The sequence below is a fragment of the Novosphingobium profundi genome (assembly GCF_020524485.1).
Lineage (GTDB): Bacteria > Pseudomonadota > Alphaproteobacteria > Sphingomonadales > Sphingomonadaceae > Novosphingobium > Novosphingobium profundi_A.
Map to the genome: position 1 here is coordinate 651,358 of NZ_JAIVLF010000004.1, position 23,599 is coordinate 674,956.

At 65.7% G+C, this 23,599-nt stretch carries 19 protein-coding genes; 12 read left to right on the forward strand and 7 right to left on the reverse strand.

The features are described 5' to 3' along the window. Window positions 1-198: 198 nt before the first annotated feature. The 4 genes from LC060_RS13430 (at window position 199) to LC060_RS13445 (ending at window position 6,989) form a co-directional block, all read left to right on the forward strand. A complete protein-coding gene (locus LC060_RS13430) occupies window positions 199-3,327 on the forward strand; it encodes a response regulator (protein ID WP_226636315.1) in 3,129 nt (1,042 codons plus the stop codon). Between the two features lie 8 nt (window positions 3,328-3,335). Then, a complete protein-coding gene (locus LC060_RS13435) occupies window positions 3,336-4,202 on the forward strand; it encodes a CheR family methyltransferase (RefSeq protein WP_226636317.1) in 867 nt (288 codons plus the stop codon). Then, window positions 4,192-6,120 carry a response regulator gene (locus LC060_RS13440; RefSeq protein ID WP_226636319.1) on the forward strand — a complete coding sequence of 643 codons (1,929 nt, stop codon included), beginning with the start codon at window positions 4,192-4,194 and terminating at the stop codon, window positions 6,118-6,120. The genes LC060_RS13435 and LC060_RS13440 overlap by 11 nt, the downstream gene beginning before the upstream one ends. A 374-nt stretch (window positions 6,121-6,494) precedes the next feature. Next, a complete protein-coding gene (locus tag LC060_RS13445) occupies window positions 6,495-6,989 on the forward strand; it encodes a low molecular weight protein-tyrosine-phosphatase (protein WP_226636321.1) in 495 nt (164 codons plus the stop codon). Between the two features lie 4 nt (window positions 6,990-6,993). Here the strand turns inward: LC060_RS13445 and LC060_RS13450 are convergent, their stop codons facing one another. Beyond that, window positions 6,994-7,581, reverse strand: coding sequence for a GNAT family N-acetyltransferase (locus LC060_RS13450; protein WP_226636323.1), 588 nt, complete (start codon window positions 7,579-7,581; stop codon window positions 6,994-6,996). A gap of 221 nt (window positions 7,582-7,802) precedes the next feature. Between LC060_RS13450 and purC the strand changes: the two genes are divergently transcribed. After that, window positions 7,803-8,585, forward strand: coding sequence for a phosphoribosylaminoimidazolesuccinocarboxamide synthase (purC, locus tag LC060_RS13455; protein ID WP_148625925.1), 783 nt, complete (start codon window positions 7,803-7,805; stop codon window positions 8,583-8,585). A 117-nt stretch (window positions 8,586-8,702) separates the two neighbouring features. Then, on the forward strand, window positions 8,703-11,570 hold the full coding sequence (locus LC060_RS13460) for a M16 family metallopeptidase (protein WP_226636325.1): 2,868 nt from the start codon (window positions 8,703-8,705) through the stop codon (window positions 11,568-11,570). Between the two features lie 15 nt (window positions 11,571-11,585). Here LC060_RS13460 and LC060_RS13465 read toward each other — a convergent pair whose 3' ends face one another. Beyond that, window positions 11,586-12,263, reverse strand: coding sequence for an HAD-IA family hydrolase (locus LC060_RS13465; RefSeq protein ID WP_226636327.1), 678 nt, complete (start codon window positions 12,261-12,263; stop codon window positions 11,586-11,588). Between the two features lie 62 nt (window positions 12,264-12,325). Here LC060_RS13465 and glmU point away from each other — a divergent pair, with 62 nt between their 5' ends. Further along, window positions 12,326-13,711, forward strand: a complete 1,386-nt coding sequence (gene glmU, locus LC060_RS13470) for a bifunctional UDP-N-acetylglucosamine diphosphorylase/glucosamine-1-phosphate N-acetyltransferase GlmU (RefSeq protein WP_226636328.1) — start codon at window positions 12,326-12,328, stop codon at window positions 13,709-13,711. A 36-nt stretch (window positions 13,712-13,747) separates the two neighbouring features. Here glmU and LC060_RS13475 read toward each other — a convergent pair whose 3' ends face one another. After that, a complete protein-coding gene (locus tag LC060_RS13475; RefSeq protein ID WP_226636330.1) occupies window positions 13,748-14,527 on the reverse strand; it encodes a diguanylate cyclase in 780 nt (259 codons plus the stop codon). A 192-nt stretch (window positions 14,528-14,719) separates the two neighbouring features. Between LC060_RS13475 and LC060_RS13480 the strand changes: the two genes are divergently transcribed. From LC060_RS13480 to LC060_RS13495, 4 genes are all read left to right on the forward strand, one after another. Continuing rightward, window positions 14,720-15,550: a TIGR00266 family protein gene (locus LC060_RS13480; protein ID WP_226636332.1), complete on the forward strand. Its 831-nt coding sequence runs from the start codon at window positions 14,720-14,722 to the stop codon at window positions 15,548-15,550. 123 nt (window positions 15,551-15,673) lie between these two features. Further along, a complete protein-coding gene (locus tag LC060_RS13485; RefSeq protein WP_226636334.1) occupies window positions 15,674-15,997 on the forward strand; it encodes a hypothetical protein in 324 nt (107 codons plus the stop codon). 93 nt (window positions 15,998-16,090) lie between these two features. Continuing rightward, the gene (gene glmS / locus LC060_RS13490) at window positions 16,091-17,914 is read left to right on the forward strand and encodes a glutamine--fructose-6-phosphate transaminase (isomerizing) (protein WP_226636336.1); all 1,824 of its coding nucleotides are present in this window, start codon (window positions 16,091-16,093) and stop codon (window positions 17,912-17,914) included. 92 nt (window positions 17,915-18,006) lie between these two features. Beyond that, window positions 18,007-20,379: a putative bifunctional diguanylate cyclase/phosphodiesterase gene (locus LC060_RS13495; RefSeq protein WP_226636338.1), complete on the forward strand. Its 2,373-nt coding sequence runs from the start codon at window positions 18,007-18,009 to the stop codon at window positions 20,377-20,379. A gap of 84 nt (window positions 20,380-20,463) precedes the next feature. Here the strand turns inward: LC060_RS13495 and purQ are convergent, their stop codons facing one another. Both purQ and purS read right to left on the reverse strand, forming a co-directional pair. Then, a complete protein-coding gene (purQ, locus tag LC060_RS13500; protein ID WP_226636340.1) occupies window positions 20,464-21,141 on the reverse strand; it encodes a phosphoribosylformylglycinamidine synthase subunit PurQ in 678 nt (225 codons plus the stop codon). Beyond that, the gene (gene purS, locus LC060_RS13505; RefSeq protein ID WP_148625940.1) at window positions 21,141-21,377 is read right to left on the reverse strand and encodes a phosphoribosylformylglycinamidine synthase subunit PurS; all 237 of its coding nucleotides are present in this window, start codon (window positions 21,375-21,377) and stop codon (window positions 21,141-21,143) included. Before purS ends, purQ begins: the two co-directional genes overlap by 1 nt. A 165-nt stretch (window positions 21,378-21,542) precedes the next feature. Here purS and LC060_RS13510 point away from each other — a divergent pair, with 165 nt between their 5' ends. Next, window positions 21,543-22,445, forward strand: coding sequence for an SDR family NAD(P)-dependent oxidoreductase (locus tag LC060_RS13510; protein WP_226636342.1), 903 nt, complete (start codon window positions 21,543-21,545; stop codon window positions 22,443-22,445). Here the strand turns inward: LC060_RS13510 and LC060_RS13515 are convergent. Then, entirely contained in the window at window positions 22,442-22,810 is a 369-nt protein-coding gene (locus LC060_RS13515; RefSeq protein WP_226636344.1) for a DUF2794 domain-containing protein, read from the reverse strand. The genes LC060_RS13510 and LC060_RS13515 overlap by 4 nt on opposite strands. 8 nt (window positions 22,811-22,818) lie before the next feature. Continuing rightward, the gene (gene epsC / locus LC060_RS13520) at window positions 22,819-23,547 is read right to left on the reverse strand and encodes a serine O-acetyltransferase EpsC (protein ID WP_226636346.1); all 729 of its coding nucleotides are present in this window, start codon (window positions 23,545-23,547) and stop codon (window positions 22,819-22,821) included. Window positions 23,548-23,599: the final 52 nt, after the last annotated feature.

Genomic DNA, 23,599 nt, shown 5'->3' on the forward strand with positions numbered 1-23,599 from the left:
CAATCGCCAGCATCGCAGGTAACCGGGCCGAATCCCCCCCTGCCCCTTGCCGCACTTGCGAAGCCGCACCTCGGGAAGGCCTTGCGCAAAAATGCCGAGGCGCGTGGAACCTTTTACAACCACTTGCGTTTTCTCGCTCGATCTATTCCGTTTCCAGCAGGCGATCCGGCCCTCGCCCCTGCTTACCAGAAAGACACCATGGCTTTTGCGCGCGCCCTCGATTCCCGTCCTCTTCTCTACACGCTGCTGGCTGCCCTTCTGGTCCTCACCGCGATCGTCGACAGCACGTTTCCGCTCGGCATGGCGTTCTGGGTCATCTACCTCATTCCGACCACCCTGGCCTTCCTGTCACCGCACCGGATCGTCCCTGCCGTGGTCGCGGTGCTGGCCTGTGTCCTGATCGTCGTCGGCTTCGTGCTGGCCCCCGAAAACAGCTCGGACGACTTTGCGCTGGTCAACCGCACGCTCGCCTGCATCACCAACCTGCTGATCGGCGGCATGGGCGTGGCCTTCATCGCCATGCGCAACGCCACCCGCTTCGAACAGCACCTGCGCCAGGCCGAGACCGACCTCGCCCGCGCGCTGCAGGGCAACCTCTCGCTGGAGGATCTGGGCACTCGGGTTCTCAACTTCCTGGGCACCAATTTCGGGGCCACTGCGGGCCTACTCTACGTCAACGACGACGGCATCTACCGCCGTACGGCCAGCTACGCGGTGCCCCAGAATGCGGCGGTTCCCGACGTGATCGAGCGCGGCGACGGCCTGCTTGGCGAGACGATCAACCACGGGAAGGCGCGCGCCATCACCCGCATCCCCGAGGGCTACATCGCCTTCGGTTCGGCGCTGGGCCAGGCCCGCCCGGATCGCCTCGTCATCGGCGCCTCGACCATCGATGGACGGGTCAACGGCCTCATCGAAGTCGCCTTCCTCGACGAACCCGGCACCCTTGCCCACGAAGTGCCCGACTTCCTCGAACGCATTTCCGGCATCCTCGGCGTGGCGCTGCGCGCCGCGAAGTACCGCGCCCGGCTCGAACACCTGCTGTCCGAAACCCAGCAGCAGGCCGAAGAAATGCAGAACCAGAGCGAAGAGCTGCGCGCCACCAACGACGAACTCGAAGCCCAGACCAAGCTACTCCAGTCCTCGCAGGAACAGCTCGAGGCGCAGCAGGCGGACCTGGAACGTTCGAACGCCCAGCTTGAGGAACAGACCGCCTCGCTGGAAGCCCAGCGCGACGAACTGACCCGTGCCCAGACCCGCATGCGCGCGCAGGCCGAGGAACTGGAGCAGGCCAGCCGCTACAAGTCCGAATTCCTCGCCAACATGAGCCACGAACTGCGTACCCCGCTCAATTCGCTGCTGATCATGGCGCGCCTCCTTGCCGACAATCGCGGGGGCAATCTCAACGAGGAACAGGTCCGCTACGCGCAAACGATCGAGACTTCGGGCAACGACCTGCTTACCCTCATCAACGACGTTCTCGACATCTCCAAGATCGAGGCCGGACGCATTGACCTCGAAGCGCGCGAACTGCCCGTCGAGGATCTGCTGGCCAAACTGCGCGACAGCTTCGCGAGCGCCGCGGCCGACAAGCGCCTTGCCCTGCGCATCTCCCAGGATGATGACGCCCCGCGCAATTTCGAGACCGATCCCCTGCGCTTCGAGCAGATCCTCAAGAACTTCCTCTCGAACGCAATCAAGTTCACCGAGAAGGGCGAGGTCGCACTCGAAGTCACGGCGGCCCCGGACGACGCCCTGGCCTTCACCGTGCGCGACACCGGGCCCGGCATCCCCGAGGACCAGCGTGATGCGATCTTCGAGGCGTTCCGCCAGGCGGATGGCGGGATTGCCCGCAAGTACGGCGGAACCGGCCTTGGTCTTTCGATCTCGCGCGAACTCGCGAGCCTGCTGGGCGGTGCGATCACGCTGGAAAGCACGCAGGGCGAAGGCAGCGCCTTCACTCTCACCGTGCCCCGCACCTTCCAGCCCAGCGATGCCGGCCCAGCGTCCCGGCCCACTTCGAGCGCGTCCGAAGAGCGCAGCGCACGAAGTGGATCAAGCGGGGGCGCACCGCACCTTCCTACCCCGTCCACCACGCCCTTCGTCCCCGACGACCGCGAGAGCCTCACCGGCGATTCGCGCACGATCCTCATTGTCGAGGACGACCCCGCCTTTGCCCGCATCCTCCTCGACATCGCGCACGAGACCGGCTTCCAGTGCCTGGTCGCCGGAACCGCGGACGAAGGCGCGCTGCTGGCACGCCAGTACCTGCCTCAGGCAGTCATTCTCGACATGCACCTTCCCGACCACACCGGACTCTCGGTGCTCGACCGGATCAAGCGCGACACCCGTACGCGCCACATTCCGGTGCACATCGTCTCGGCCGATCACGATGACCACGACGCCCTGGCAAGCGGGGCCGTCGGCTACCTCTTCAAGCCGGTCGCACGCGAAACGCTGGTGACCATGCTCGAGGGTCTCGAAGCGCGTATGGCCCAGCGCCTGCGCCGCGTTCTGGTGGTGGAAGACGATTCGACTCAGGCCGACGCCATCCACCAACTGCTTGCCAGCCGCGATGTCGAGACGGTCACCGTCCAGAGCGCCGCAGGATGCCTGGAGCGCCTCGCCAGCGACACCTTCGACTGCATGGTGCTCGACCTCAACCTGCCCGACATGACCGGCCTCGACCTGCTCGACCGCCTCTCCCACGATGAGAGCGTCTCGTTTCCGCCCGTCATCGTCTACACTGGCCGTGATCTCTCCTCCGAAGAGGAGATGCGCCTGCGCCGCTATTCCAAGTCGATCATCATCAAGGGAGCCAAGAGCCCGGAGCGCCTGCTCGACGAGGTCACGCTCTTCCTCCACCAGGTCGTCTCCGACCTTCCGGACGAAAAGCAGCAGCTGCTGGCCCGCTCTCTAGGCCGCGATGCCGCACTGGAAGGCCGCCAGATCCTCGTCGTGGAAGACGACATCCGCAACGTCTACGCGCTGACCTCGGTGCTTGAACCGCATGGCGTCAACGTGCGCATCGCCCGCAATGGCCTGGAAGCGCTTTCCGAGCTGGGGCGCGCGGCGGACAGCGACGGCGCGCCGGTCGATCTCGTCCTCATGGACATCATGATGCCCGAGATGGACGGCCTCACCTGCATGCGCGAAATCCGCAAGCAGGGCGAATGGACCAACCTGCCGATCATCGCTCTCACCGCCAAGGCGATGGAACGCGACCACCGCGAATGCCTGGAAGCGGGCGCCAACGATTACCTGCCCAAACCGCTCGACATCGACAAGCTGCTCAGCCTCGTGCGCGTGTGGATGCCGCGCAGGTAACCGGGGCGATGATGAACATGCGCAGCGAGGACACCCTGGAGGACATCGAACTCGATCTCCTGATCGAGGCGATCTGGCGCCGCTACCAGTATGATTTCCGCGACTATTCCCGCACTTCGGTGCTGCGCCGCCTCCAGCGCGCGCAGGCGCACTTCGGCCATGCCAACCTCTCCGGCCTGCTCGACCGGATCCTGCACGAGCCGGAATGTCTGCCCGAACTGATCGGCTTCCTGACCATCCAGGTCAGCGACATGTTCCGCGACCCGGACTACTTCCGCACGATCCGCGAGAAAGTGGTTCCCCACCTGCGCACCTGGCCCTCGATCAAGGTGTGGATCGCAGGATGCGCGAACGGCGAGGAGTTCTACTCCCTTGCCATTCTCTTTCGCGAAGAGGGGCTGGAAGACCGCACCTTGTTCTACTGCACCGACATCAACACCGCCGCGCTCGAGCGGGCCAAGGCCGGGATTTTCGAGATCGACCGCCTGCCCGGCTTCTCGCGCAACTACCGCGAGGCGGGCGGCAAAGGCTCACTCTCGGACTACTACACCGCGAACTACGGCGTCGCCCGCTTCGACCCGACCTTGCGCAGCCGGGTGGTCTTTGCCGACCACAACCTTGCCAGCGACGCGGTCTTCTCGGAGGTTCATTTCGTGTCGAGCCGCAACGTCCTGATCTACTTCGACCGGACCCTTCAGGACCGCGCCCTGGGCCTGTTCGCCCGCTCGCTCCCACCCGGCGGCTTCCTCGGCCTGGGGTCCAAGGAAACCGTACTCTTCTCCCCCGAGCGCGAGAATTTTGCCGACTTCGCACCCGATGAAAAGGTGTGGCGGCGCCGTTCCCATTCCAGTCAGGAGGCCGTCTATGCCGAATGAGCCCATCAAGATTCTGGCCGTGGACGATATCCAGGAAAACCTGGTGGCGCTCGAAGCCGCGCTCGACCAGCCCGGTGTCGAACTGGTCACGGCAAGTTCCGGGCTCGATGCGCTGGAATACCTGCTCAAGGATGACTTCGCGCTGGCCCTGCTCGACGTGCAGATGCCCGGGATGGACGGCTTCGAGCTCGCTGAACTGATGCGCGGGACCGAGCGTACGCGCGGCATCCCGATCATCTTCCTCACCGCTGTCGCTACCGACGAGCGGCGCAAGTTCCGCGGCTTCGAGGCCGGTGCGGTGGACTATCTGCTCAAGCCGCTCGACATCACGATCCTCAATTCCAAGGTCGCCGTCTTCGTCGAGCTGGCCCGCCAGCGCCGCGAGATCGCCAACCAGCGCGACGAACTGGGCGCCGCGCTTGGCCGTCTGCGCGCCTATGGCGACAATTCGCTGCTCGCCACGCTGGAAGTCGATGCGGACCTGCGCATTCTCAACTGGTTCAAGGGTGCCGAGCGCACCATCGGCTATCACGCCCTGGACATGATCGGCCTGCGCCTGCAGGACGCCCCCTTCCTTCTCGACGAGGATCGCGCCTCGGTTCAGGACGCGATCCGCGCGCTACTTGGCAGCGAAGGCGGCCGCGCCGTCCAGGATCACCGTTTCCGCCGCGCCGATGGGGCCCGGCGCGAGGGCGAATGGTACGCCACCGCACTTCCGCGCAGCAACGGCGCGCATGGCAGTATCATGCTCTCGATGATCGACGTCACCGAGAGGCGCCGGGCTGAACGCACCCAGCGCCTGCTCATCGGCGAACTGAACCACCGGGTGAAGAACACCCTCGCAACCGTGCAGGCGATCTGCTCGCAGGGCTTCCGCCACGCCCGTTCGCCCGAGGACTTCCAGGAAGCCTTCACCGGACGCATCCAGGCGCTCTCGCGCGCGCATTCGCTGCTGAGCGCGACGACCTGGGACAGCGCCAGCCTGCGCCACCTTGTCGCCGACCAGGTCGCCATCGGCGCCATCGGCGAAGATCGCCTGCGCCTTTCCGGGCCCGACATCGACCTCCCGCCTGAACTGGCGCTGCGCTTCTCGCTGATCCTGCACGAACTGGCGACCAACGCGCACAAGTACGGGGCCCTTTCCAACGAGACCGGCACCGTCAGCCTCAGCTGGACCCGTGAGGGCGAATGGATTTCGCTGTGCTGGCAGGAAGCGGGCGGCCCGCCCGTGGTCAAGCCGGAACGCCGCGGCTTCGGCTCCAGCCTGATCGAAGGCAGCCTGGCTTCAGATGGCGCGCGAATCCATGCCGACTATGCCCCCGAAGGCGTGCGCTGGGATCTCATGGTCCCGCTCGTCACCGGCTCGGACTGCGCTCCGTGCGACGAGCCCGAGACCGCTGCCCTTGCCGATGTTCCGGCATCCAACACAAAGGTTTGCGCGCCCGAGGCACCTTCACCCGCACAGGAGCACGCTCCGACACCGCCAGAGCCGCTGCCTGTTCCCGCACCGCAAAGCGAGCCCGCCCAGGTGGCTCCTCTACCCTCGCTCGACAATCTGCGCATCCTCATCGTCGAGGACGAACCGCTTGTCGCCATGGAACTGGCTATGGAGATCGAGGACAACGGCGGCATTGCGATCGGCCCTGCTTCTTCCTGCGAGCAGGCCATCGGCATCATCGAACAGGCCCATCCCGATCTTGCGCTTCTCGACGGCAATCTCAACGGAGAGCGGATCGACCCGGTGGCCGACGCCCTCGCCGCGCAGGACACGCCCTTTGCCTTCGTGAGCGGCTACGACCGGCAGCACCTTCCCGCCAACCACGGCCATCGCCCAATGCTCGCCAAGCCCTTCCTGGGCCGCGAGGTCCATGCCGTGATTGCCGAACTCGCGCACGAGATCCGCAACACGGCGGGCTGACGGGAGTACAGCCCAAAAGGGTTAACACGGGTTACCACGTCCTTCCGGCAAACCTGACGGAGAAGCGCAAGGAAAAGGGTTACCCGTCCTCCTTCACAGTGGCCTCGCCGGGCCGGTCAGACCCGGCCTGCTGCCACTAGTCAGGATACGCCCATGCCCCGCTCCGCTTTTGAATCCACGTCCCGCACCGCCACGCTTCGCACGCCGCTCGACCCCATGCTCCGGCGTCAGATTCACGGCCCCATCCAACCGATGGACGAGCCGGGCCTGCTTACCGAACTGGGCGAGCGCCTGCTCCGATTCCTGCGGACGCTCTAATGCCGCACAGGCCGCGCGCCGGGGGTGACGCAGACCACAAGCTGGCCTAGATCGGCATGATGACCTCCTCCTCCCGGCCCGCACCTGCCGCATCGGTGCTCTTCGTGTGCCTTGGCAACATCTGCCGTTCGCCGCTGGCCGAAGCGGCCTTGCGCGAAGCCGCGACGAAGGCGGACCTCGCGCTGGAAATCGATTCGGCCGGTACTGGCTCCTGGCACATCGGCAAGGCACCCGATCCGCGCTCGCGCGCCGAGGCCCGGCGCCATGGTATCGACATCGGCCACTACCGCGCTCGGCAGGTTTCCCCGGCCGACTTCGCCCGCTTCGACCGCATCATCGCCATGGACGCGCAGAACCTCGCCGATCTGGAAGCCATGGCGCCCGCCGATGCGCGCGCCGGGCTTTCGCTCCTGCTCGATCATGTACCGGGGCTGGAAGGCGAGGACGTCGAAGACCCCTACTTCGGCGGCGAGGAAGGCTTTGCCATCACCTGGGATCAGGTCCGGCGCGCCGCCGAAACCCTCGTGCGCGAGCTTGCGGGACAGGACTGAGCCTTCAGAATCGGCGCAGCCAGTACTGCATAGGCTTGGCGCTTTCCTCCGCCTCGCGGTGATCCTTCCAGGCAAGCTCGGTGACCAGCCCTTCGACCGGCGCATAGCCGCGCGCGCGCCAGAAAGGATCGAGCGGACGGTAGTCGGCCGGACGATCCGGGTGATCCTCGGGCCGCACCACCGCCGCAAAGGTCGCCGCGTGTGCCCCTTGTTCGCGGGCAGCCGCCTCGCGGGCATCGAAGAAGGCATGGCCGATCCCCTGCCCACGGTAGCGCGCCAGAAGCACCGACTCGCCGAAATAGAACAGCTCCTGCGTCGCGATCCCCCGCGCCTCGAAGGGCGCGCGAAATTCCGTCTTCTGCGCGTGCATGGGCGAGGCCGTCGCCGCGCCGACCAGCCGGTCGCCTGCCAGAGCCGCGATGAGGACACTGCCCTTCGCCTCGATGAACTCGCGCAGGTAGACCTCCTCGTAGGCGGCATCGCCGTCATAGAGATAGGGCCAGGCCGCGAAGACCTCCATGCGCAGCTGCGCCAGTTGCCCGGCCATGGCCCGCACCTCGGCGCCTTCAAGTGCCCGTATCGCCACGTCCATTCCGGCCTCTTTCGTCCTCGTCCCTGAGCCCTTGTCGCGAGCCTGGCGTATCCCCCGCCCCTTGCGCAAGTCCCTCTCCCAATCGCGCCGTTTGATTTTGGCCCCGGTTGCTTTATATGCGGGCGCTGAACGACCCCGGCTCCACAGGTCGCCAAAGCGACGCCACAGCCGGGGTTTGCTCTTTTTCAGTTGCTCAATTTCACGTTGCAAGGATCACCCGAATGACCCGTCGCCGCCAGATCTACGAAGGCAAGGCCAAGATCCTGTATGAGGGCCCCGAGCCCGGTACCCTGATCCAGTACTTCAAGGACGATGCGACCGCCTTCAACGCCCAGAAGAAGGGCACGATCCAGGGCAAGGGCGTCATCAACAACCGCATCAGCGAGTACGTCTTCTCGCGCCTCAACCACATCGGCGTGCCCAACCACTTCATTCGCCGCCTCAACATGCGCGAACAGCTGGTCCGCCAGGTCGAGATCATCCCCATCGAAGTGGTCGTGCGCAACGTCGCGGCGGGCTCCATCTCCAAGCGCCTGGGCATTCCCGAGGGCGAGATGCTGCCCCACACGCTGATCGAATACTGCTACAAGGACGACGCGCTGGGCGATCCCCTCGTCGCCGAAGAGCACATCGCGTGCTTTGGCTGGGCCAATAACGAGGAGATGCAGGACATCGCCGCAATGGCGATCCGCGTCAACGACTTCATGGCCGGCATGTTCGCGGCGATCGACATCCGCCTCGTCGACTTCAAGCTCGAGTTCGGCCGCATCTGGGACGGCGACTTCAGCCGCGTCATCCTCGCCGACGAGATCAGCCCCGACGGCTGCCGCCTGTGGGACATGGTCTCGGGCGAGAAGCTCGACAAGGACCGCTTCCGCCGCGACCTCGGCGGTGAGGAAGAGGCCTACCAGGAAGTCGCGCGTCGCCTCGGCCTGCTCCAGGACGACAATGGCCCGAGCGAAGTCCTCGACCTCTCGCAGCACCGCAAGCTGCGCGGCAAGTAAGCGTTACAGCCTCCGCGGCTGACACAAATTGGCAGCCCCCCGGTCATCACCCATGACCGGGGGGCTTTTGCGTGGGGGCGCCTTGGCAAGCCCGGTCCGCTCGGGCACTAGGGGGCGATGCGTTATCCCAAGCTGCTGGCCTGCCTCCTTTTCGCCCTGCCCCTGCCTGTCCTGGCGCAGGCTCCGCAACCCGGCAGTGCAGGCCAACAGAAGGCCGCGCACGACACCGGCTCCGCTTGGGCTTTTGCGACAAGCGACATCCCGGTCGATCCGGACTTCCGCTTCGGCCGCCTCGCCAATGGCATGCGCTATATCCTGCGCCATAACGCCACACCGGCCGAAACCGGCGTCGTGCGGCTCGACATCGAAGCGGGATCGCTCGACGAAGCGCCCGAAGAACGGGGCCTTGCGCATTTCCTCGAACACATGGCCTTCAACGGCTCGCGCCGGGTGCCCGAAGGGCAGATGGTCCCCCTGCTCGAACGCAGCGGCCTCGCCTTTGGTGCCGACACCAACGCCTCGACCAGTTTCAAGCGCACGACCTACAAGCTTGACCTTCCCCGCAATGACATGACGCTGCTCGACACCGCGCTCATGCTCATGCGCGAGACCGCGAGCGAGCTGACCATCGCGCCCGCCGCCGTCGAACGCGAGCGCGGCGTGATCCTCTCGGAAATGCGCGACCGCAACACCTACGAGTTTCGCAACACGCTCGACAACCTGACCTTCCTCTACCCCGAGGCGCGCTTCACCCAGCGCTTTGCCATCGGCACGCGCGAGACCATCGAGGCGGCCACCGTACAACGCCTGCGCGGCCTATACGAACGCACCTATGTGCCCGCCAACACGACCCTGGTCGTCGTCGGCGACTTCGATATCGAGGCGCTCGAGGCTGCGGTAATCCGGCATTTCAACGACTGGTCCGGCCCCGTGCCCATCCCGCAGCCCGATGCAGGACCGGTTTCCCCTGAAGACAGCGGCCGCAGCGACATCCACCTCGATCCATCGCTGTCCGAGCGCGTGACCGTGGCCCGCAATCGCCCCTGGCACAAGGAGCCCGATTCCATCGCCCAGCGCCAGGCCAATCTTCTGCGCCTGGTCGGCTACAACATCGTCAACCGCCGCCTTCAGCGCCTTGCCCGCCAGGCCGAGCCTCCCTTTCGCGGCGCAGGCTACGGCACCGGCGATGCCTTCGAGGCGGCCCGGACCACGCGCCTGATTGTCGACACCGTGGATGGAGGCTGGCGCAAGGGCCTCACCGCCGCCGTCGCCGAGTACCGGCGCGCGCTCGAACAGGGCTTCAGCGAGGCCGAAGTGGCCGAGCAGGTGGCCGACATCCGCGCCGTTCTGACCCAGGGCGCGCGCAGTGCTGGGACACGCAGCAACAAGGCCCTCGCCTCTGCCGCGCTCAACTTGGTGACCGAGGAGACGGTCCCCTCCACCCCGCAATCCGCACTTGAACGCTTTACCGCCTTCGAGGCGCGCATCACGCCCGAGGCCGCGCTCGCCGCGATCCGGCACGAGGCCGCGCCCCTGGTCGATCCCCTTATCCGCTTCGAAGGCCGCAAAGCCCCCGAAGGCGGCGAGGACGCCCTGCGCGCCGCCTTCGAAGCGGCCAACAACGCCCCCATCGCCGCCGCCCGCGAGACAAAGACCGAGCGCTTTGCCTATACCGATTTCGGCACGCCGGGTCGCGTGGTGGAGGACCGGCGCGAGGCGCAGCTGGGCATCCGCGAACTGCGCTTTGCCAACGGCGTGATGCTCAACCTGCACCGCTCCGACCTCGAAAAGGACAAGGTGCGGGTCCAGGTTTCCATCGATGGTGGCACCCGCCTCGACACGCGGGACGATCCGCTTGCCACCGAGCTGGTCTCCTACGTGCCCTGGGGTGGTCTGGGCGCGCACAGCCGCGACGCCCTCGACACGATCCTGGCGGGCAAGACCCTGAGCTTCGAGCTGCGCAATAGCGGCAATGCCTTCGTCTCGCGCGCGCAGACGACCCCGGCTGATCTTGAACTCCAGCTCGAACTCATCGCCGCGCTTGTCACCGATCCGGGCTATCGCCCTGAAGGCGAAGTGCAGTACCGTCAGGCGATTGCCACCTATTTCGCGCAGCTGCGCGCGACCCCGGCCTCCGCGCTCCAGGCGGATCTGGGCCGTATTCTATCGGGCGGTGACCCGCGCTTCAGCCTGCAGCCCCCTGCCCGCTACAGCCAGCTCTCCTACGCCGACCTCAAGGCCGCAATCGAAGACCGGCTCACGCACGGCGCCATCGAAATCGCGCTGGTCGGTGACTTCGACGAGGACGCCGCCATCGCGCTCGTCGCGCGCACGTTCGGGGCCCTACCCGCGCGGGAACAGGCGTTCGGGACGTATGCCGGGAAACCTCTGCGCCCCTTCACGGCGGACCGAACCCCACGCGTCATCCACCATGCTGGCCCTGCCGATCAGGCGCTGCTGCGCCTGACCTGGCCGACACGCGACGATAGCGACCCGGTCGATGTCCAGCGCCTTGAACTGCTGGAGAAGGTCGTGCGCGTCGAGCTGACCGACACCCTGCGCGAGGAACTGGGCAAGACCTATTCCCCCGGTGCCTCGAGCACGCTTTCGCGCTACTGGAAGGGCTATGGCACCTTTGCGATCAGCGCCTCGGTCGATGTGAAGGACGTCGCGGCGACGCGCGCGGCCATCCGCAAGGTGCTCGAGAAGCTGCGTGCCGAGCCCGTGAGCCCCGATATTGTCCAGCGTGCGCGCCAGCCGATGCTCGAAGGGCTCGACAATGCGCTCAAGACCAACACGGGCTGGATGGCGCTGGTCGACCATGCGCAGAGCGAGGCCGAGCGGATTGAGCGCTACCTCAAGGCCCGGGACCGCCTCGCCGCGCTCACCGGCGCCGATGTCCAGGAGATGGCACGGCGCTATCTCGATCCCGCCGCTGCAGTCGACGTGACGGTACTTCCCAAGGACGCAGCACCGCAAGACTGAGCCTTGGTCGCCGTATCAGGCGCCCAGGCGCTCCAGTGTCGGGATCAGTTCGTCGAAATGGTCGATGACCGCACTGCCGCCCAGCAGCTCGGGCGCCGCATCGTTGAAACCGAATCTGACGACGACGCACGGCAGACCTGCCGCCGCCGCCCCGCCGGTGTCGTAGCTCGTATCCCCGACATAGGCCGCCCGGCCCCCACCGGCCCGCTCCAGCATCAGGTGGAGGAGATCGGGCTTGGGCTTGGCGCGGCCAGGTCCCAGCGTATCGCCGCCGATGACCGTCACGAAACGCTCGCTCAGGCCCAGTTCCTCGAACAGGCGCACCGCCAGTTCTTCCAGCTTGTTGGTCACCACCGCGATCTTGACCCCGCGCGCGGCCAGCCCGTCGAGCATGGCCTCGCCGCCCGGGAACAGGTGCGTGTCGCGCGCGATGTTCGCTGTATAGTAGGCCATGAGCTCGCCATGGAACTCCTCGAAGCGGTCCTGCCCGACGGGGCCTCCCGTCACCTCGAAGGCCCGGGCGAGCATCTTGCGCGCGCCCCCTCCGACAAGCGTGCGCACCGTCTCCTTGGCCACGGGCTCGCGCCCGGCCAGCGCCAGCGCGTGGTTCACCGCATGACCGAGGTCTCCATGGGTATCGAGAAGCGTGCCATCGAGGTCGAAGCCGACAATGTCGTAGGGAAATTCCGTCATCGCCCACTACGTGGCGAGTTCAGGTGGAAACTGCAATGAATTGCTGGCAGATGGATTTCACCATGACCGAAACCGCACCACCGCCCGCCGCATCTCCGCTCGCCATCATCGTTCTTGCCGCAGGCAAGGGCACCCGCATGAAGAGTGCGCGCCACAAGGTGCTGCACCCGGTCGCAGGGCAACCCATGCTGGAACACCTGCTGGCGAGCGCGGCCCAGCTTGCGCCCGAGCGCAGTGTCGTCGTCGCCGGACACGGGCGCGAGCAGCTCGAAGCCCAGCTCGGTACGCGCGCGGCCATTGCGGTGCAGGAACCCCAACTCGGCACCGGACACGCCGTCCAGCAGGCCGAGGAAGCCCTTGCCGGGTTCGAAGGCGACGTGCTGATCCTTTATGGCGACGTTCCCTTCGTGCGCCCCGAGACCATGCGCGCCATGATCGCACGCCTGCACGGCGAGGACACACCCGCCGTGGTCGTCCTGGGCTTCGAGCCGGAGGACCCGCTGCGCTATGGCCGCATCCTCGCGCACGATGACGGACGCATCGCGATGATGGTGGAATACAAGGACGCGACCGAGGAACAGCGCGCCTGCACCTTGTGCAATTCCGGTCTCATGGCGGTGAAATCCCAGGACCTCTTCGCCCTTCTCGCCAAGGTCGAGAACGACAACGCGGCGGGCGAATATTACCTCACCGACATCGTCAACGTGGCGTCGCTGGAAGAGCGCACCTGCGCGGTTATCGTCACCGACGATCCCGACGAGGTGGGCGGCATCAACAGCCGCGCCGAACTCGCCGCCGCCGAAGCGCGCTGGCAGACCCGCCGCCGCGAACGCGCGATGGCCGATGGGGCTACGCTGGTCGCGCCCGAAACCGTCTTCTTTGCCTGGGACACGGTGATCGGTCAGGACGTGATGATCGAGCCCAACGTGGTCTTCGGCCCCGGCGTCACCGTGGCGGACGATGTCACCATCCACGCCTTCTCACACCTGGAAGGCGCAACTCTGGAAAGCGGGGTCGCCATCGGCCCCTATGCACGCCTGCGCCCCGGCGCCGTGCTCAAGGCCAATTCCAAGGTCGGAAACTTCGTCGAGATGAAGAAGGCGGTACTGGGCGAAGGTGCCAAGGCCAACCACCTCTCCTACCTTGGCGATGCCGAGATCGGGGCCGGCGCCAACATCGGCGCGGGCACGATCACCTGCAATTACGACGGCTATTTCAAGCACAAGACGGTGATCGGCGAACGCGCCTTCATCGGCTCGAACTCAGCCCTGGTGGCCCCGGTCAAGATCGGGGCCGACGCCATCGTGGCCGCCGGAAGCGCGGTAACGCGCGATGTGGGGGATGGGGAACTGCGCCTCGTGCGCGGCGAACAGTTGGTCAAGCCCGGCTGGGCCGACCGCTTCCACGACACCATGAAGCAGAAGAAGAAGGCCCAGAAGGAGGGCTGATCCGCCCTCCCTCAAGGCTCGAGAGTCTCTACAGGCTCACGAGCCGATCGTGCGCATCCGCTCCACATGGGCAAGCTGGACCTTCCCGGCCTCACTGTCGGGCTCGAATTCGAGCGAGCGCGCGATGAGGGCGTGCGCCTCGTTCAGGTCTCCCAGCTTTTCCTTGGCATAGCCCATGCCACGCAGGGCCCGGGCGGCGAGGTCCGCATCGGGGCCACCCACGGTCTTGTCGGCCATCTCCCAGGCACGCTCGAATTCGACGAGCGCGGCCTGCCATTCGCGGCGCGACTTGAAGAGTTCGGCGTATTCGTTGGCAAAGTGGGCATTTTCCGGCGCCATCCGGGTTGCCGCGCGCAGGTCCGCTTCGGCGAGATCCCCGCGGCCCATGTCGATCAGCGCATAACCGCGCCCGAAATGCGCATCGCACAGCGCATCGTCGATCGTCGCGTGGCCCGCAGCGGGCGTGGACGCGGCGTTCGCATCAATGCACCGACGCGGGCGCGAATCACCCGCCAGCCAATTGTCCGCCGCCGCGATCACCCGGTCGAAGTAGGAAACCGCCTTCTCGTCCTCGCCCTTGCGAAGCATGGCGAAGCCCTTCTTGAGGTCGGTCTTGAGATCGGGAGCGGTAAGCGGTGCCACCACGAGCGCCGTCGGCCCGGACCTGTGCAGCCCTTCCACAAAACTGGCTTCCTCAGCCCCGGCGCTGGATGACAGGCCCGCAATTCCAAGAACCAGGGCGAGCCCTGCTCCGGCAATACGGCGGCGGGTCACATTGGCGGACAAACGGCCTGAAAACGGATTCGTGGCGTGCAAGGCAGCAATCCTTCTCCCGGAACAGTCCCTTCCCGGCGCTCTTTTCGTGCGCCTGTATTTTTCGAGTAAGGAACGGTTCGTTTAAGTGGCCAGAATATCCGATGAACGCGGTTTGACAAGAGAGCAGTCGAAACTCACATCTTGGGCAGGCGCAAGTCGCCGGTTTGCCACCACTTAAATCTGGAGTTTCACATGGCCAACAGCCCCTGGAGCCACACCCGCTCGTCCACCGTGTCGGACGACATCGACTTCGAGATCAAAGGCCAGGAACTCCAGTTTGTCGAGCTCGAACTCGATCCCGGGGAGAGCGCCGTCGCGGAAGCCGGGGCCATGGTCTGGAAGGATGCTCCGATCGAGATGTCGACCGTCTTCGGCGACGGCTCGGGCGGCCAGGGCAGCGGCTTCATGGACAAGCTGCTGGGCGCGGGCAAACGCCTCGTTACCGGGGAAAGCCTGTTCACGACCGTCTTCACCCACCATGGGCGGGGGAAGGCCCGCGTGGCTTTCTCCGCTCCGGTCCCGGGCGCCATCCTCCCGATCAAGCTCGACGAAGTGGGCGGGCGCCTGATCTGCCAGAAGGACGCCTTCCTGTGTGCGGCACGCGGGGTCGAGATCGGGATTCATTTCCAGCGCAAGATCATGACCGGACTGTTCGGCGGCGAAGGCTTCATCATGCAGCGCCTCGACGGCGATGGCTGGGTCTTTGTCCAGATGGGGGGCACCGTGGTCGAACGCGAACTTCACCCCGGCGAGGAACTGCATATCGATACCGGCTGTGTCGCCGCCTTCACCGAGAGTGTCGATTTCGACCTTGTGCGCGCGGGTTCGGTCAAGTCGATGTTCTTCGGCGGTGAAGGCATCTTCTTCGCCCGCCTGCGCGGGCCCGGCAAGGTCTGGATCCAGTCGCTACCCTTCTCCCGCCTCGCCGGACGTATGCTGGCGGCTGCGGGCTCACGGGGCGGGCAGAACCGGGGCGAAGGCTCCCTGCTGGGCGGTCTCGGCGACCTGATCGACGGCGACTGACCTTAAACGTCGCAATAATGTATACAGAACAACAGCTTAAATGACTATTAACTTCTGTGCCGCCATAGCGGCATCATGTTTTGGAGCGAGGGCCCCGGTCGCATACTTCGGATAGGAGCCTGGTTGGCCTTTGGCGCCTGCCTGGCCTTCGGCCTCATCCTGGCCTGGCTTTATGGCCGCCCGTGCCCGTCCGCGTCCACCGCCTCGAGCGGCCAGGGCCTCCTCCTGTGCAGTACCGAACAGATTGCCGCGCTCGGCAACATCAGTTCAGCCACCGGACTGGCCTTCTTTGGCATGGCACTCCTGTGTGGCGCGGCGCGCAGAGCCGAAACCCGCCGCGAGAATGCGATCCGTCTGCGCCAGGTGCGAGCCAGCGAGCGACATCGCGGACTGCTCCGCATCCACACGACGAAGCGCTGGTCCGACAAGACCTCGGACGACAACTGAATCTTTGGGCTGGAAGCCAGCGTCCACGCGCTTTAACGCTGGGTATATCGGTTCTTCGGGATCGAGCCCCGGCAAAGAGGTGACAGGCGCGCAATGTGTGGAATTATCGGCATCGTCGGCAAGGAAGAGGTGGCGGACCGTCTGGTCGATGGTCTGCGCCGTATGGAATACCGCGGCTATGACAGCGCCGGGATCTGCACGGTCGAGGATGGCCAACTGGTAAGGCGCCGTGCCGAGGGCAAGCTGGCCAACCTCGTGCGCGAATTGGCAGGCAATCCCGCTCCGGGCCTCATCGGCATCGCCCACACCCGCTGGGCGACCCACGGCGCGCCCACCGCGGCCAACGCCCATCCCCACGCGACCGATACCCTGGCCCTGGTCCACAACGGGATCATCGAGAACTTCCGTCCTTTGCGCGAATCGCTCGAATCGCGCGGTCGCACCTTCGAAAGCCAGACCGACACCGAAGTCGTCGCCCATCTGGTATCCGAACAGGTCGAAGCCGGTCTCTCGCCGCAGGACGCAGTCAAGGCCGCCCTGCCCCAGTTGCGCGGAGCCTTCGCGCTGGCCATCGCCTTTCGCGAACATCCCGACATGCTGATCGGTGCCCGCCTCGGCTCCCCGCTCGTCGTGGGATACGGTGAGGGAGAGACCTATCTGGGCTCCGACGCGCTTGCCCTTGCTCCCCTGACCCAGCGCATCACCTACCTGGAAGAAGGCGACTGGGTCGTCATCACCCGCGAAGGCGCGCAGATCTTCGATGCGCAGAACAATCCTGTCGAGCGCGCGGTGGTCACCTCGGGCGCATCGGCGGTGGCGATCGAGAAGGGCAACTATCGCCACTTCATGCAGAAGGAGATCTTCGAGCAGCCCACCGTCGTTGCGCAGACGCTGTCGAGCTACATCCGCCAGGTCTCCCAGTCGGTCACCCTGCCCCAGATGGACTTTGACCTCGGCGGCATCAACCGCATCACCATCGTCGCCTGCGGCACGAGCTACTACGCAGGCATGGTCGCCAAGTACTGGATCGAGACCTTCGCGCGTATTCCCGTCGACATCGATGTCGCCTCCGAGTTCCGCTACCGCGATCCGGTACTCGAACCCGGCGGCCTTTCGCTGTTCATCTCGCAATCGGGCGAGACGGCCGACACGCTGGCCGCGCTGCGCCATTGCAAGGCTGAGGGGCAGACCATCGCGGTGGTCGTCAACGTGCCCACCAGCACCATGGCGCGCGAGGCCGATCTGCTGCTGCCGACTTACGCCGGGCCCGAGATCGGTGTGGCCTCGACCAAGGCCTTCACCTGTCAGCTCTCCGTCCTCGCCGCGCTGGCCGCACGCCTTGCCGTCCTGCGCGGGCGCATGGACAGGGACGAGGAAGCCCAGGTCGTCACGCACCTCGTTGAAGCGCCTGCCCGCCTCAACGCCGCGCTCGACCACGACGACGAGATCGCGCAGATGGCCCACCTCATCGCGCCTGCGCGCGATGTCCTCTACCTCGGCCGTGGCCCGGATTTCCCGCTGGCGCTCGAAGGCGCCCTGAAATTGAAGGAAATCAGCTACATTCACGCCGAAGGTTATGCTTCAGGTGAAATGAAGCACGGCCCCATCGCGCTGATCGACGAGGCCGTTCCGGTCATCGTCCTCGCCCCCTCCGGGCCGCTCTTCGAGAAGACGGTCAGCAACATGCAGGAAGTGCGCGCGCGCGGCGGCAAGGTCGTCCTGATTTCGGATGCCGAGGGCATTGCCGAGGCTGGCGAAGGCTGCATTGCCACGATCGAGATGCCCCGCGTCCACCCCCTGATTGCGCCGATCGTCTATGCGGTGCCAGTGCAGTTGCTCGCCTACCATGTGGCCTGCGCGAAGGGCACCGATGTCGACCAGCCCCGCAATCTCGCCAAGAGCGTCACTGTCGAATGATTAGGTCCTGCAGGCGCCTTGGACAATCTGCCCAAGGCAATGGTTTGCAATCCTTTACCGGCTGCTAACCGGTTGTCCCTAGGGACACTTTCGTGACGAAGAAAAATTCCCATCAGACACGCGCACTTCCCAGCCGCCTGCCCACCCTCGCCGTCCTTGGTCTGAACGACCCCAAGGACGGTGACGGCGACTGGGAGAGGCTGCGCGGTCTCCAGTTCCAGGGGCTGCAGCAGGCCTCGACGATCCGGCGTGTCACCCAGATCACCGCGATGCTGGCCATCGTCGTGATCTGCTACGGCAAAGTCCCGCTCCTTCCCCTCGCAGGATGGTTTGCCGTCTCCGGGTTCTCGCTGTGGCACAGCTACACCATGTTCAAGCGCCTGATCGGGTCGGATCGGCGCGGCATTTCGCGCAGTGAGATCAACCGCCTGCTTCACGGCGTGGGCCTCAATGCGCTTGCCTGGACCGTGCCGCTGACGACCTTCGGAGGCCTCGGCGACCTCTCCCTGCGCTTCCAGATATGGGCGATCCTGGCCGTCATGCTGACCGCTTCGGCCCTGCTCATGCCCGCCGTGCCGATGGCGGCCCTGTTTTTCGGCGTCCTGATCGGTGGCTCTTCAGCGGTTTTCTTTCTCATCACCGGCTCCTTCGAGATGGCGCTGATCAGCCTTGCCATGGCCGCCATCACGATCTGGGGCGCGATTGAGAGCGCGACCCGCTATCTCAATGCCAAGGTGGCCGAAGCGGGCATCTCCGAGAAGGACGAAGTGGTCTCGATGCTCCTTCGCGAATACGAGGAGAACGAGGCGGACTGGCTGTGGCAAACCGACACCAAGCGCCGGGTCCGCGCGGTCTCGCCGCGCTTCGCCTTCGCGCTCGGCCGCGAGGCCAGCGAGATCGAGGGCATGCCCTTCGTCGAACTGATCGCAGGTTCCAGCTGGCAGGACGAAGACGTTCACCCCAGCCTTCGCGAGCTCGCCGAACGGATCAAGCGCCGGGAGAGCTTCTCCAACCTGCTTGTGCGCGTCACCATTCAGGGGCGTCCGCGCTGGTGGGAACTGTCCGGAACGCCCAAGCTCGATTCGAACGGGATCTTCACCGGCTTTCGTGGTGTCGGATCGGACGAGACCGAAGCGCGCGAAAGCTCGGACAAGATCGCCTACCTCGCCCGCTACGACGCTCTTACCGGCCTTCCCAACCGGATGATGCTGACCGAGGCTCTGGACGATGCCCTCGCCGACTCGTCCAAATGGCGCACGCGCTGTGCCTTCCTGATGATCGACCTCGATCGCTTCAAGGCGGTCAACGATACGCTGGGGCATCTCGTGGGCGACCAGCTCCTCGCCCGGGTCTCGGATCGCATCCGCGAGCAGATGGGCGAAGCTGAAATGTGCGGACGCCTGGGCGGTGACGAATTCGCCATCGTGATGCGCGATGTATCCGATGCGGGCCGGGTCTCCATCCTCGCGCGCCGCGTGATCGACCGGCTTGCCCAGCCCTACGAGATCGACAACCACACCCTTTACGTCGGCGCCTCGATCGGCTCGGCCTGCGGACCCCAGGACGGCGCGGATGTCGAGACGCTGATGCGCAACGCCGACCTTGCGCTCTACCGCGCCAAGGATCTGGGCGGCAATGTGCACCACCGCTACGAACCCGCGCTCCACGCCCATGCCGAGGAACGCCGCAAGCTCGAATCCGCCTTGCGCCACGCGCTCGAACGCGACGAATTCGTGCTGAACTTCCAGCCCGTCGTCGACGCCGTCGACGAAAGCGTCGTGAGCTTCGAGGCCCTGGTGCGCTGGCACAGCCGCGAGCACGGTTTCGTCAGCCCGGCCAAGTTCATTCCCCTCGCCGAAGACACCCGCCTCATCGTGCCCATCGGCGAATGGGTGCTGCGCGAGGCGTGCCGCCAGGCCGTGAACTGGCCCGAAGACGTGCGCGTCGCCGTCAATGTCTCAGGCGAACAGCTGCTCGATTCGAACTTCGCCACGAGCGTGGTCAACGCGCTGGCCGAAAGCGGCCTCGCGCCGCACCGGCTCGAGATCGAGGTCACCGAAAGCATCTTCCTGCGCGACGGCACGACCGCAAACCACGTCCTCGAACGCATCATGGCGCTGGGCTGTGGGGTCGCGCTCGACGACTTCGGGACCGGCTATTCCTCGCTCGGCTACCTGCGCAAGCTGCGCTTCTCGACCATCAAGGTCGACCGCTCCTTCGTGCAAAGCGCGGCCACCGGCAACGCCGAGAGCATCGCCATCATCCGCGCTGTCGTCGCCATGGCCGAAAGCCTCGACATGTCGACCACCGCCGAAGGTGCCGAGACCGAGCACGAGGTCCAGCTGATCCGTGAACTGGGCTGCCGCAAGATCCAGGGCTACTTCTTCGGGCGCCCGATGAGCGCCGAGGATGCGCGCGGGCTCTTCCAGAACCCCCACTACCTCGAACGCCAGAGCGTCGCCTGACCAGGGGCGGCCTGCCTACAACGAAAAACCGCCCGGAAAGCAGAGCCTTCCGGGCGGTTTTTCGTGTCGTTCAGGAAATACCGATCAGGCGCCGATGAGGCCCTTGATCGCGCTCTCGAACAGCGCGCGGCCATCGCTGCCACCGTGGAGGTCCTCGATCGCGCGCTCGGGGTGCGGCATCATGCCAAGGACATTGCCCTTGGCGTTCAGCACGCCAGCGATCGCGCGGGCCGAACCGTTGATGTCCTCGGCGTAGCGGAAGGCCACCTGGCCCTCGCCCTCGAGACGGTCGAGGGTCGCCTCGTCGGCGAAGTAGTTGCCGTCATGGTGTGCGACAGGGATCGAGATCTCCTGGCCTGCGCTGTAGCCCGAGGTGAACAGCGAGTTCGCGTTCTCGACCTTGAGCGTGACGTCGCGGCACACGAAACGGATCACCGAGTTGCGCAGCAGTGCGCCGGGCAGAAGACCGCTTTCGGTCAGCACCTGAAAGCCATTGCACACGCCCAGCACCGGCACGCCCTTGTCGGCTGCGGCAATGACCGCCTGCATGATCGGCGAACGCGAGGCGATCGCGCCGCAGCGCAGGTAGTCACCGTAAGAAAAGCCACCGGGAAGCGCGATGAAATCGAGCCCTTCCGGCAGATCGGAATCCCCGTGCCACACGCGGGTGCACGCGTCGCCCGAGACCTTCTCCAGAGCCACCGCCATGTCGCGGTCGCAGTTGGAGCCCGGGAACGTGATGACGGCCGAGCGGAACGCCATCAGGCGGCCACCTTCTCGATGCGGTAGTTCTCGATCACCATGTTGGCGAGGAGCTTCTTGCACATGTCGTCAAGCGCTTCGTCGGAGACGCCGTCCTCGACATCGAGCTCGAACAGGCGACCGGCCCGCACGTCGTTGACGCCCGAGAAGCCGAGCCCTTCGAGCGAGTGGTGGATCGCGCGGCCCTGCGGATCGAGGACACCGGGCTTGAGGCTGACGTGGACGCGGACTTTCATCACGGGGGCCTTTCGCTGAATGCGGCAGATTCGGTAAAATGCGCCTATGGCCTCGCTTGCCCCCCGGGGCAAGGGCACTTGCGCGCTTTTGATCGTTGAATGCGCGCGCGGTTGGTGCCATCCGGACCGGGCCCGTGCCGTGCGGGTCCCTTGTGGAGGCCTTCGATGCCCATTTCCTTTGCCGACCAGGTTGCCATCGTCACCGGTGCCGGAACCGGCCTTGGCCGCGCCTACGCGCTGGAACTGGCGCGGCGCGGTGCAAAGGTGCTCGTGAACGACCTTGGCTCCTCGCCCGATGGTCGCGGCGGCTCGGACAGCGCGGCCCGCGTGGTCGAGGAGATCCGCGCGATGGGCGGCGAGGCTTTGGCCGATTCGGGCGATGTCTCCGACTTTGCCCAGATGGAGGCCATGGCCGCACGCGCGCAGGACGCCTGGGGCGCGATCCATATCCTCATCAACAACGCGGGCACCTTGCGCGACCGCACCTTCCACAAGATGGACATGGCGGACTTCGAGGCGGTGGTGCGCGTGAACCTGCTTGGCAGCGCCTATGCCACCAAGGCGGTCTGGGCGATCATGCGCGAGCAGGCCTATGGCCGGGTGCTGATGACAACGTCCTCGACTGGCCTTGGCGGCAATTTCGGCCAGGCCAACTACGGCGCGGCCAAGGCTGGTGTGCTGGGTCTTGCCCGCACCTTGCGCCTTGAGGGTGCCAAGTACGACATCCGGGTCAATTCGATTGCGCCCACAGCCGGAACGCGCCTTACCGCCGACATCTTCCCCGACGAGGCCTACGACGCCTTCAGCCCCGAGACCGTGGTTCCGGCCGCCCTTTTCCTGGTCTCACGCAACGCACCCAGCGACGCGGTCATCGGGGCGAGCGGCGGCGTGTTCCAGGGCGCTTATGTCACCATGAACGAAGGCGTCCTGCTGGCGCCCGAGGACTGCACGCCGGAAGCGATCGAAATGGCCTGGGATGCCATCGACACGCGCCGGGACTTACGCGTCCTGGAGAATGGAATGGAGCAATCGCACCGCGCGCTCTCACGCATCAGCCGCAAGAGCTAGTCGACAACCTTGAGCAACTTGCGTTCCAGTGGACTGAGAACGCCGGACAGTTCGTGCCCGCGCTTCAGGACCTGACCTGATTCGCCAAAGAGCGTCCACATGCCCTGCTTGCCTCGCAGCGCAGGTCGCTTCTCGATCCGCGCCTGGGGCCGTTCGGCCGCGCGGCGGAACGCGGAGAAATGCGCAGCGTCCTTCTCGAAGTTCATCGCGTAGTCGCGCCAGAACCCGGCCGCGACCATGCGGCCATAGAGGTTCAGGATCTTCTGCAATTCAAAGCGGTCGAACGCGATCTGAAGCGGCTTGCGCCCGGGAAACGCGACGATGCTGGCATCTGGAGTGTTTGAATTTCCAACAGGTCCCGACACGCGCGCGCTCAGACTCCCTTGCAGACCGGTTCGTCGGGCGTCCTGGCCGCACGGTCGAGCGCTTCGTGCGCCGCGCCCAGAGCCTGGGTCATCGTCGCCACTTCCTTGCGCAGCGCCTCGATCTGCTCTTCCAGTTCATCCACGCGCTGGTTGGGCGCCGGCTCGCACGGTTCGCGGCAGGGCGTGCCATAGGGCATGAACTTCTTGGAGTAGGTTTCGGCCGTCACCAGCGTGGAGCGAGCCTTGACGCCGATCATCGTCGCGCCTTCAGGCACGCTTTCGGTCACCACCGCGCTCGCACCGATGCGCGCGCGCTTGCCGATGGTGACAGGCCCGATGATCTGCGCGCCCGAACCGACAATGACATTGTCTTCCAGGGTCGGGTGGCGCTTGCCGCCCACGCCGTTGGTCGGGTTCGAGCCCCCCAGCGTCACGCACTGGTAGATCGTGACGTTGTCGCCGATCAACGCGGTCTCGCCGATCACGGTAAAGCCGTGGTCGATGAAGAAATTCTTGCCGATGGTCGCGCCCGGATGGATGTCGATCGCGGTCATGAAGCGCGAAAAGTGGTTCACCGCGCGCGCCAGGAAAAAGAGCCGTGCGTTGAAAAGCCGGTGCGAGATCTTGTGGAAGAACAAGGCCCAGACGCCCGGATAGAGCAGGACTTCCCAACGCGACCGCGGCGCAGGATCGCGCGCGACTACGGAATCGAGGTAACGGACGAGTTTTCCCAACATGGCCCGAATCTCCCATCAATCGGTGTGCGATGCAAGTTCCGGCCACGAAAGC

Bases quoted from the DNA above. Each gene is read 5' to 3' on its own strand.
- purS (WP_148625940.1), bottom strand. From the start codon at position 21,377: ATGAAAGTCCGCGTCCACGTCAGCCTCAAGCCCGGTGTCCTCGATCCG.
- LC060_RS13435 (WP_226636317.1), top strand. From the start codon at position 3,336: ATGATGAACATGCGCAGCGAGGACACCCTGGAGGACATCGAACTCGAT.
- glmS (WP_226636336.1), top strand. From the start codon at position 16,091: ATGTGTGGAATTATCGGCATCGTCGGCAAGGAAGAGGTGGCGGACCGT.
- LC060_RS13460 (WP_226636325.1), top strand. From the start codon at position 8,703: ATGCGTTATCCCAAGCTGCTGGCCTGCCTCCTTTTCGCCCTGCCCCTG.
- LC060_RS13480 (WP_226636332.1), top strand. From the start codon at position 14,720: ATGGCCAACAGCCCCTGGAGCCACACCCGCTCGTCCACCGTGTCGGAC.
- LC060_RS13440 (WP_226636319.1), top strand. From the start codon at position 4,192: ATGCCGAATGAGCCCATCAAGATTCTGGCCGTGGACGATATCCAGGAA.
- LC060_RS13430 (WP_226636315.1), top strand. From the start codon at position 199: ATGGCTTTTGCGCGCGCCCTCGATTCCCGTCCTCTTCTCTACACGCTG.
- LC060_RS13450 (WP_226636323.1), bottom strand. From the start codon at position 7,581: ATGGACGTGGCGATACGGGCACTTGAAGGCGCCGAGGTGCGGGCCATG.
- epsC (WP_226636346.1), bottom strand. From the start codon at position 23,547: ATGTTGGGAAAACTCGTCCGTTACCTCGATTCCGTAGTCGCGCGCGAT.
- purQ (WP_226636340.1), bottom strand. From the start codon at position 21,141: ATGGCGTTCCGCTCGGCCGTCATCACGTTCCCGGGCTCCAACTGCGAC.
- LC060_RS13510 (WP_226636342.1), top strand. From the start codon at position 21,543: ATGCCCATTTCCTTTGCCGACCAGGTTGCCATCGTCACCGGTGCCGGA.
- glmU (WP_226636328.1), top strand. From the start codon at position 12,326: ATGACCGAAACCGCACCACCGCCCGCCGCATCTCCGCTCGCCATCATC.
- LC060_RS13445 (WP_226636321.1), top strand. From the start codon at position 6,495: ATGATGACCTCCTCCTCCCGGCCCGCACCTGCCGCATCGGTGCTCTTC.
- purC (WP_148625925.1), top strand. From the start codon at position 7,803: ATGACCCGTCGCCGCCAGATCTACGAAGGCAAGGCCAAGATCCTGTAT.
- LC060_RS13465 (WP_226636327.1), bottom strand. From the start codon at position 12,263: ATGACGGAATTTCCCTACGACATTGTCGGCTTCGACCTCGATGGCACG.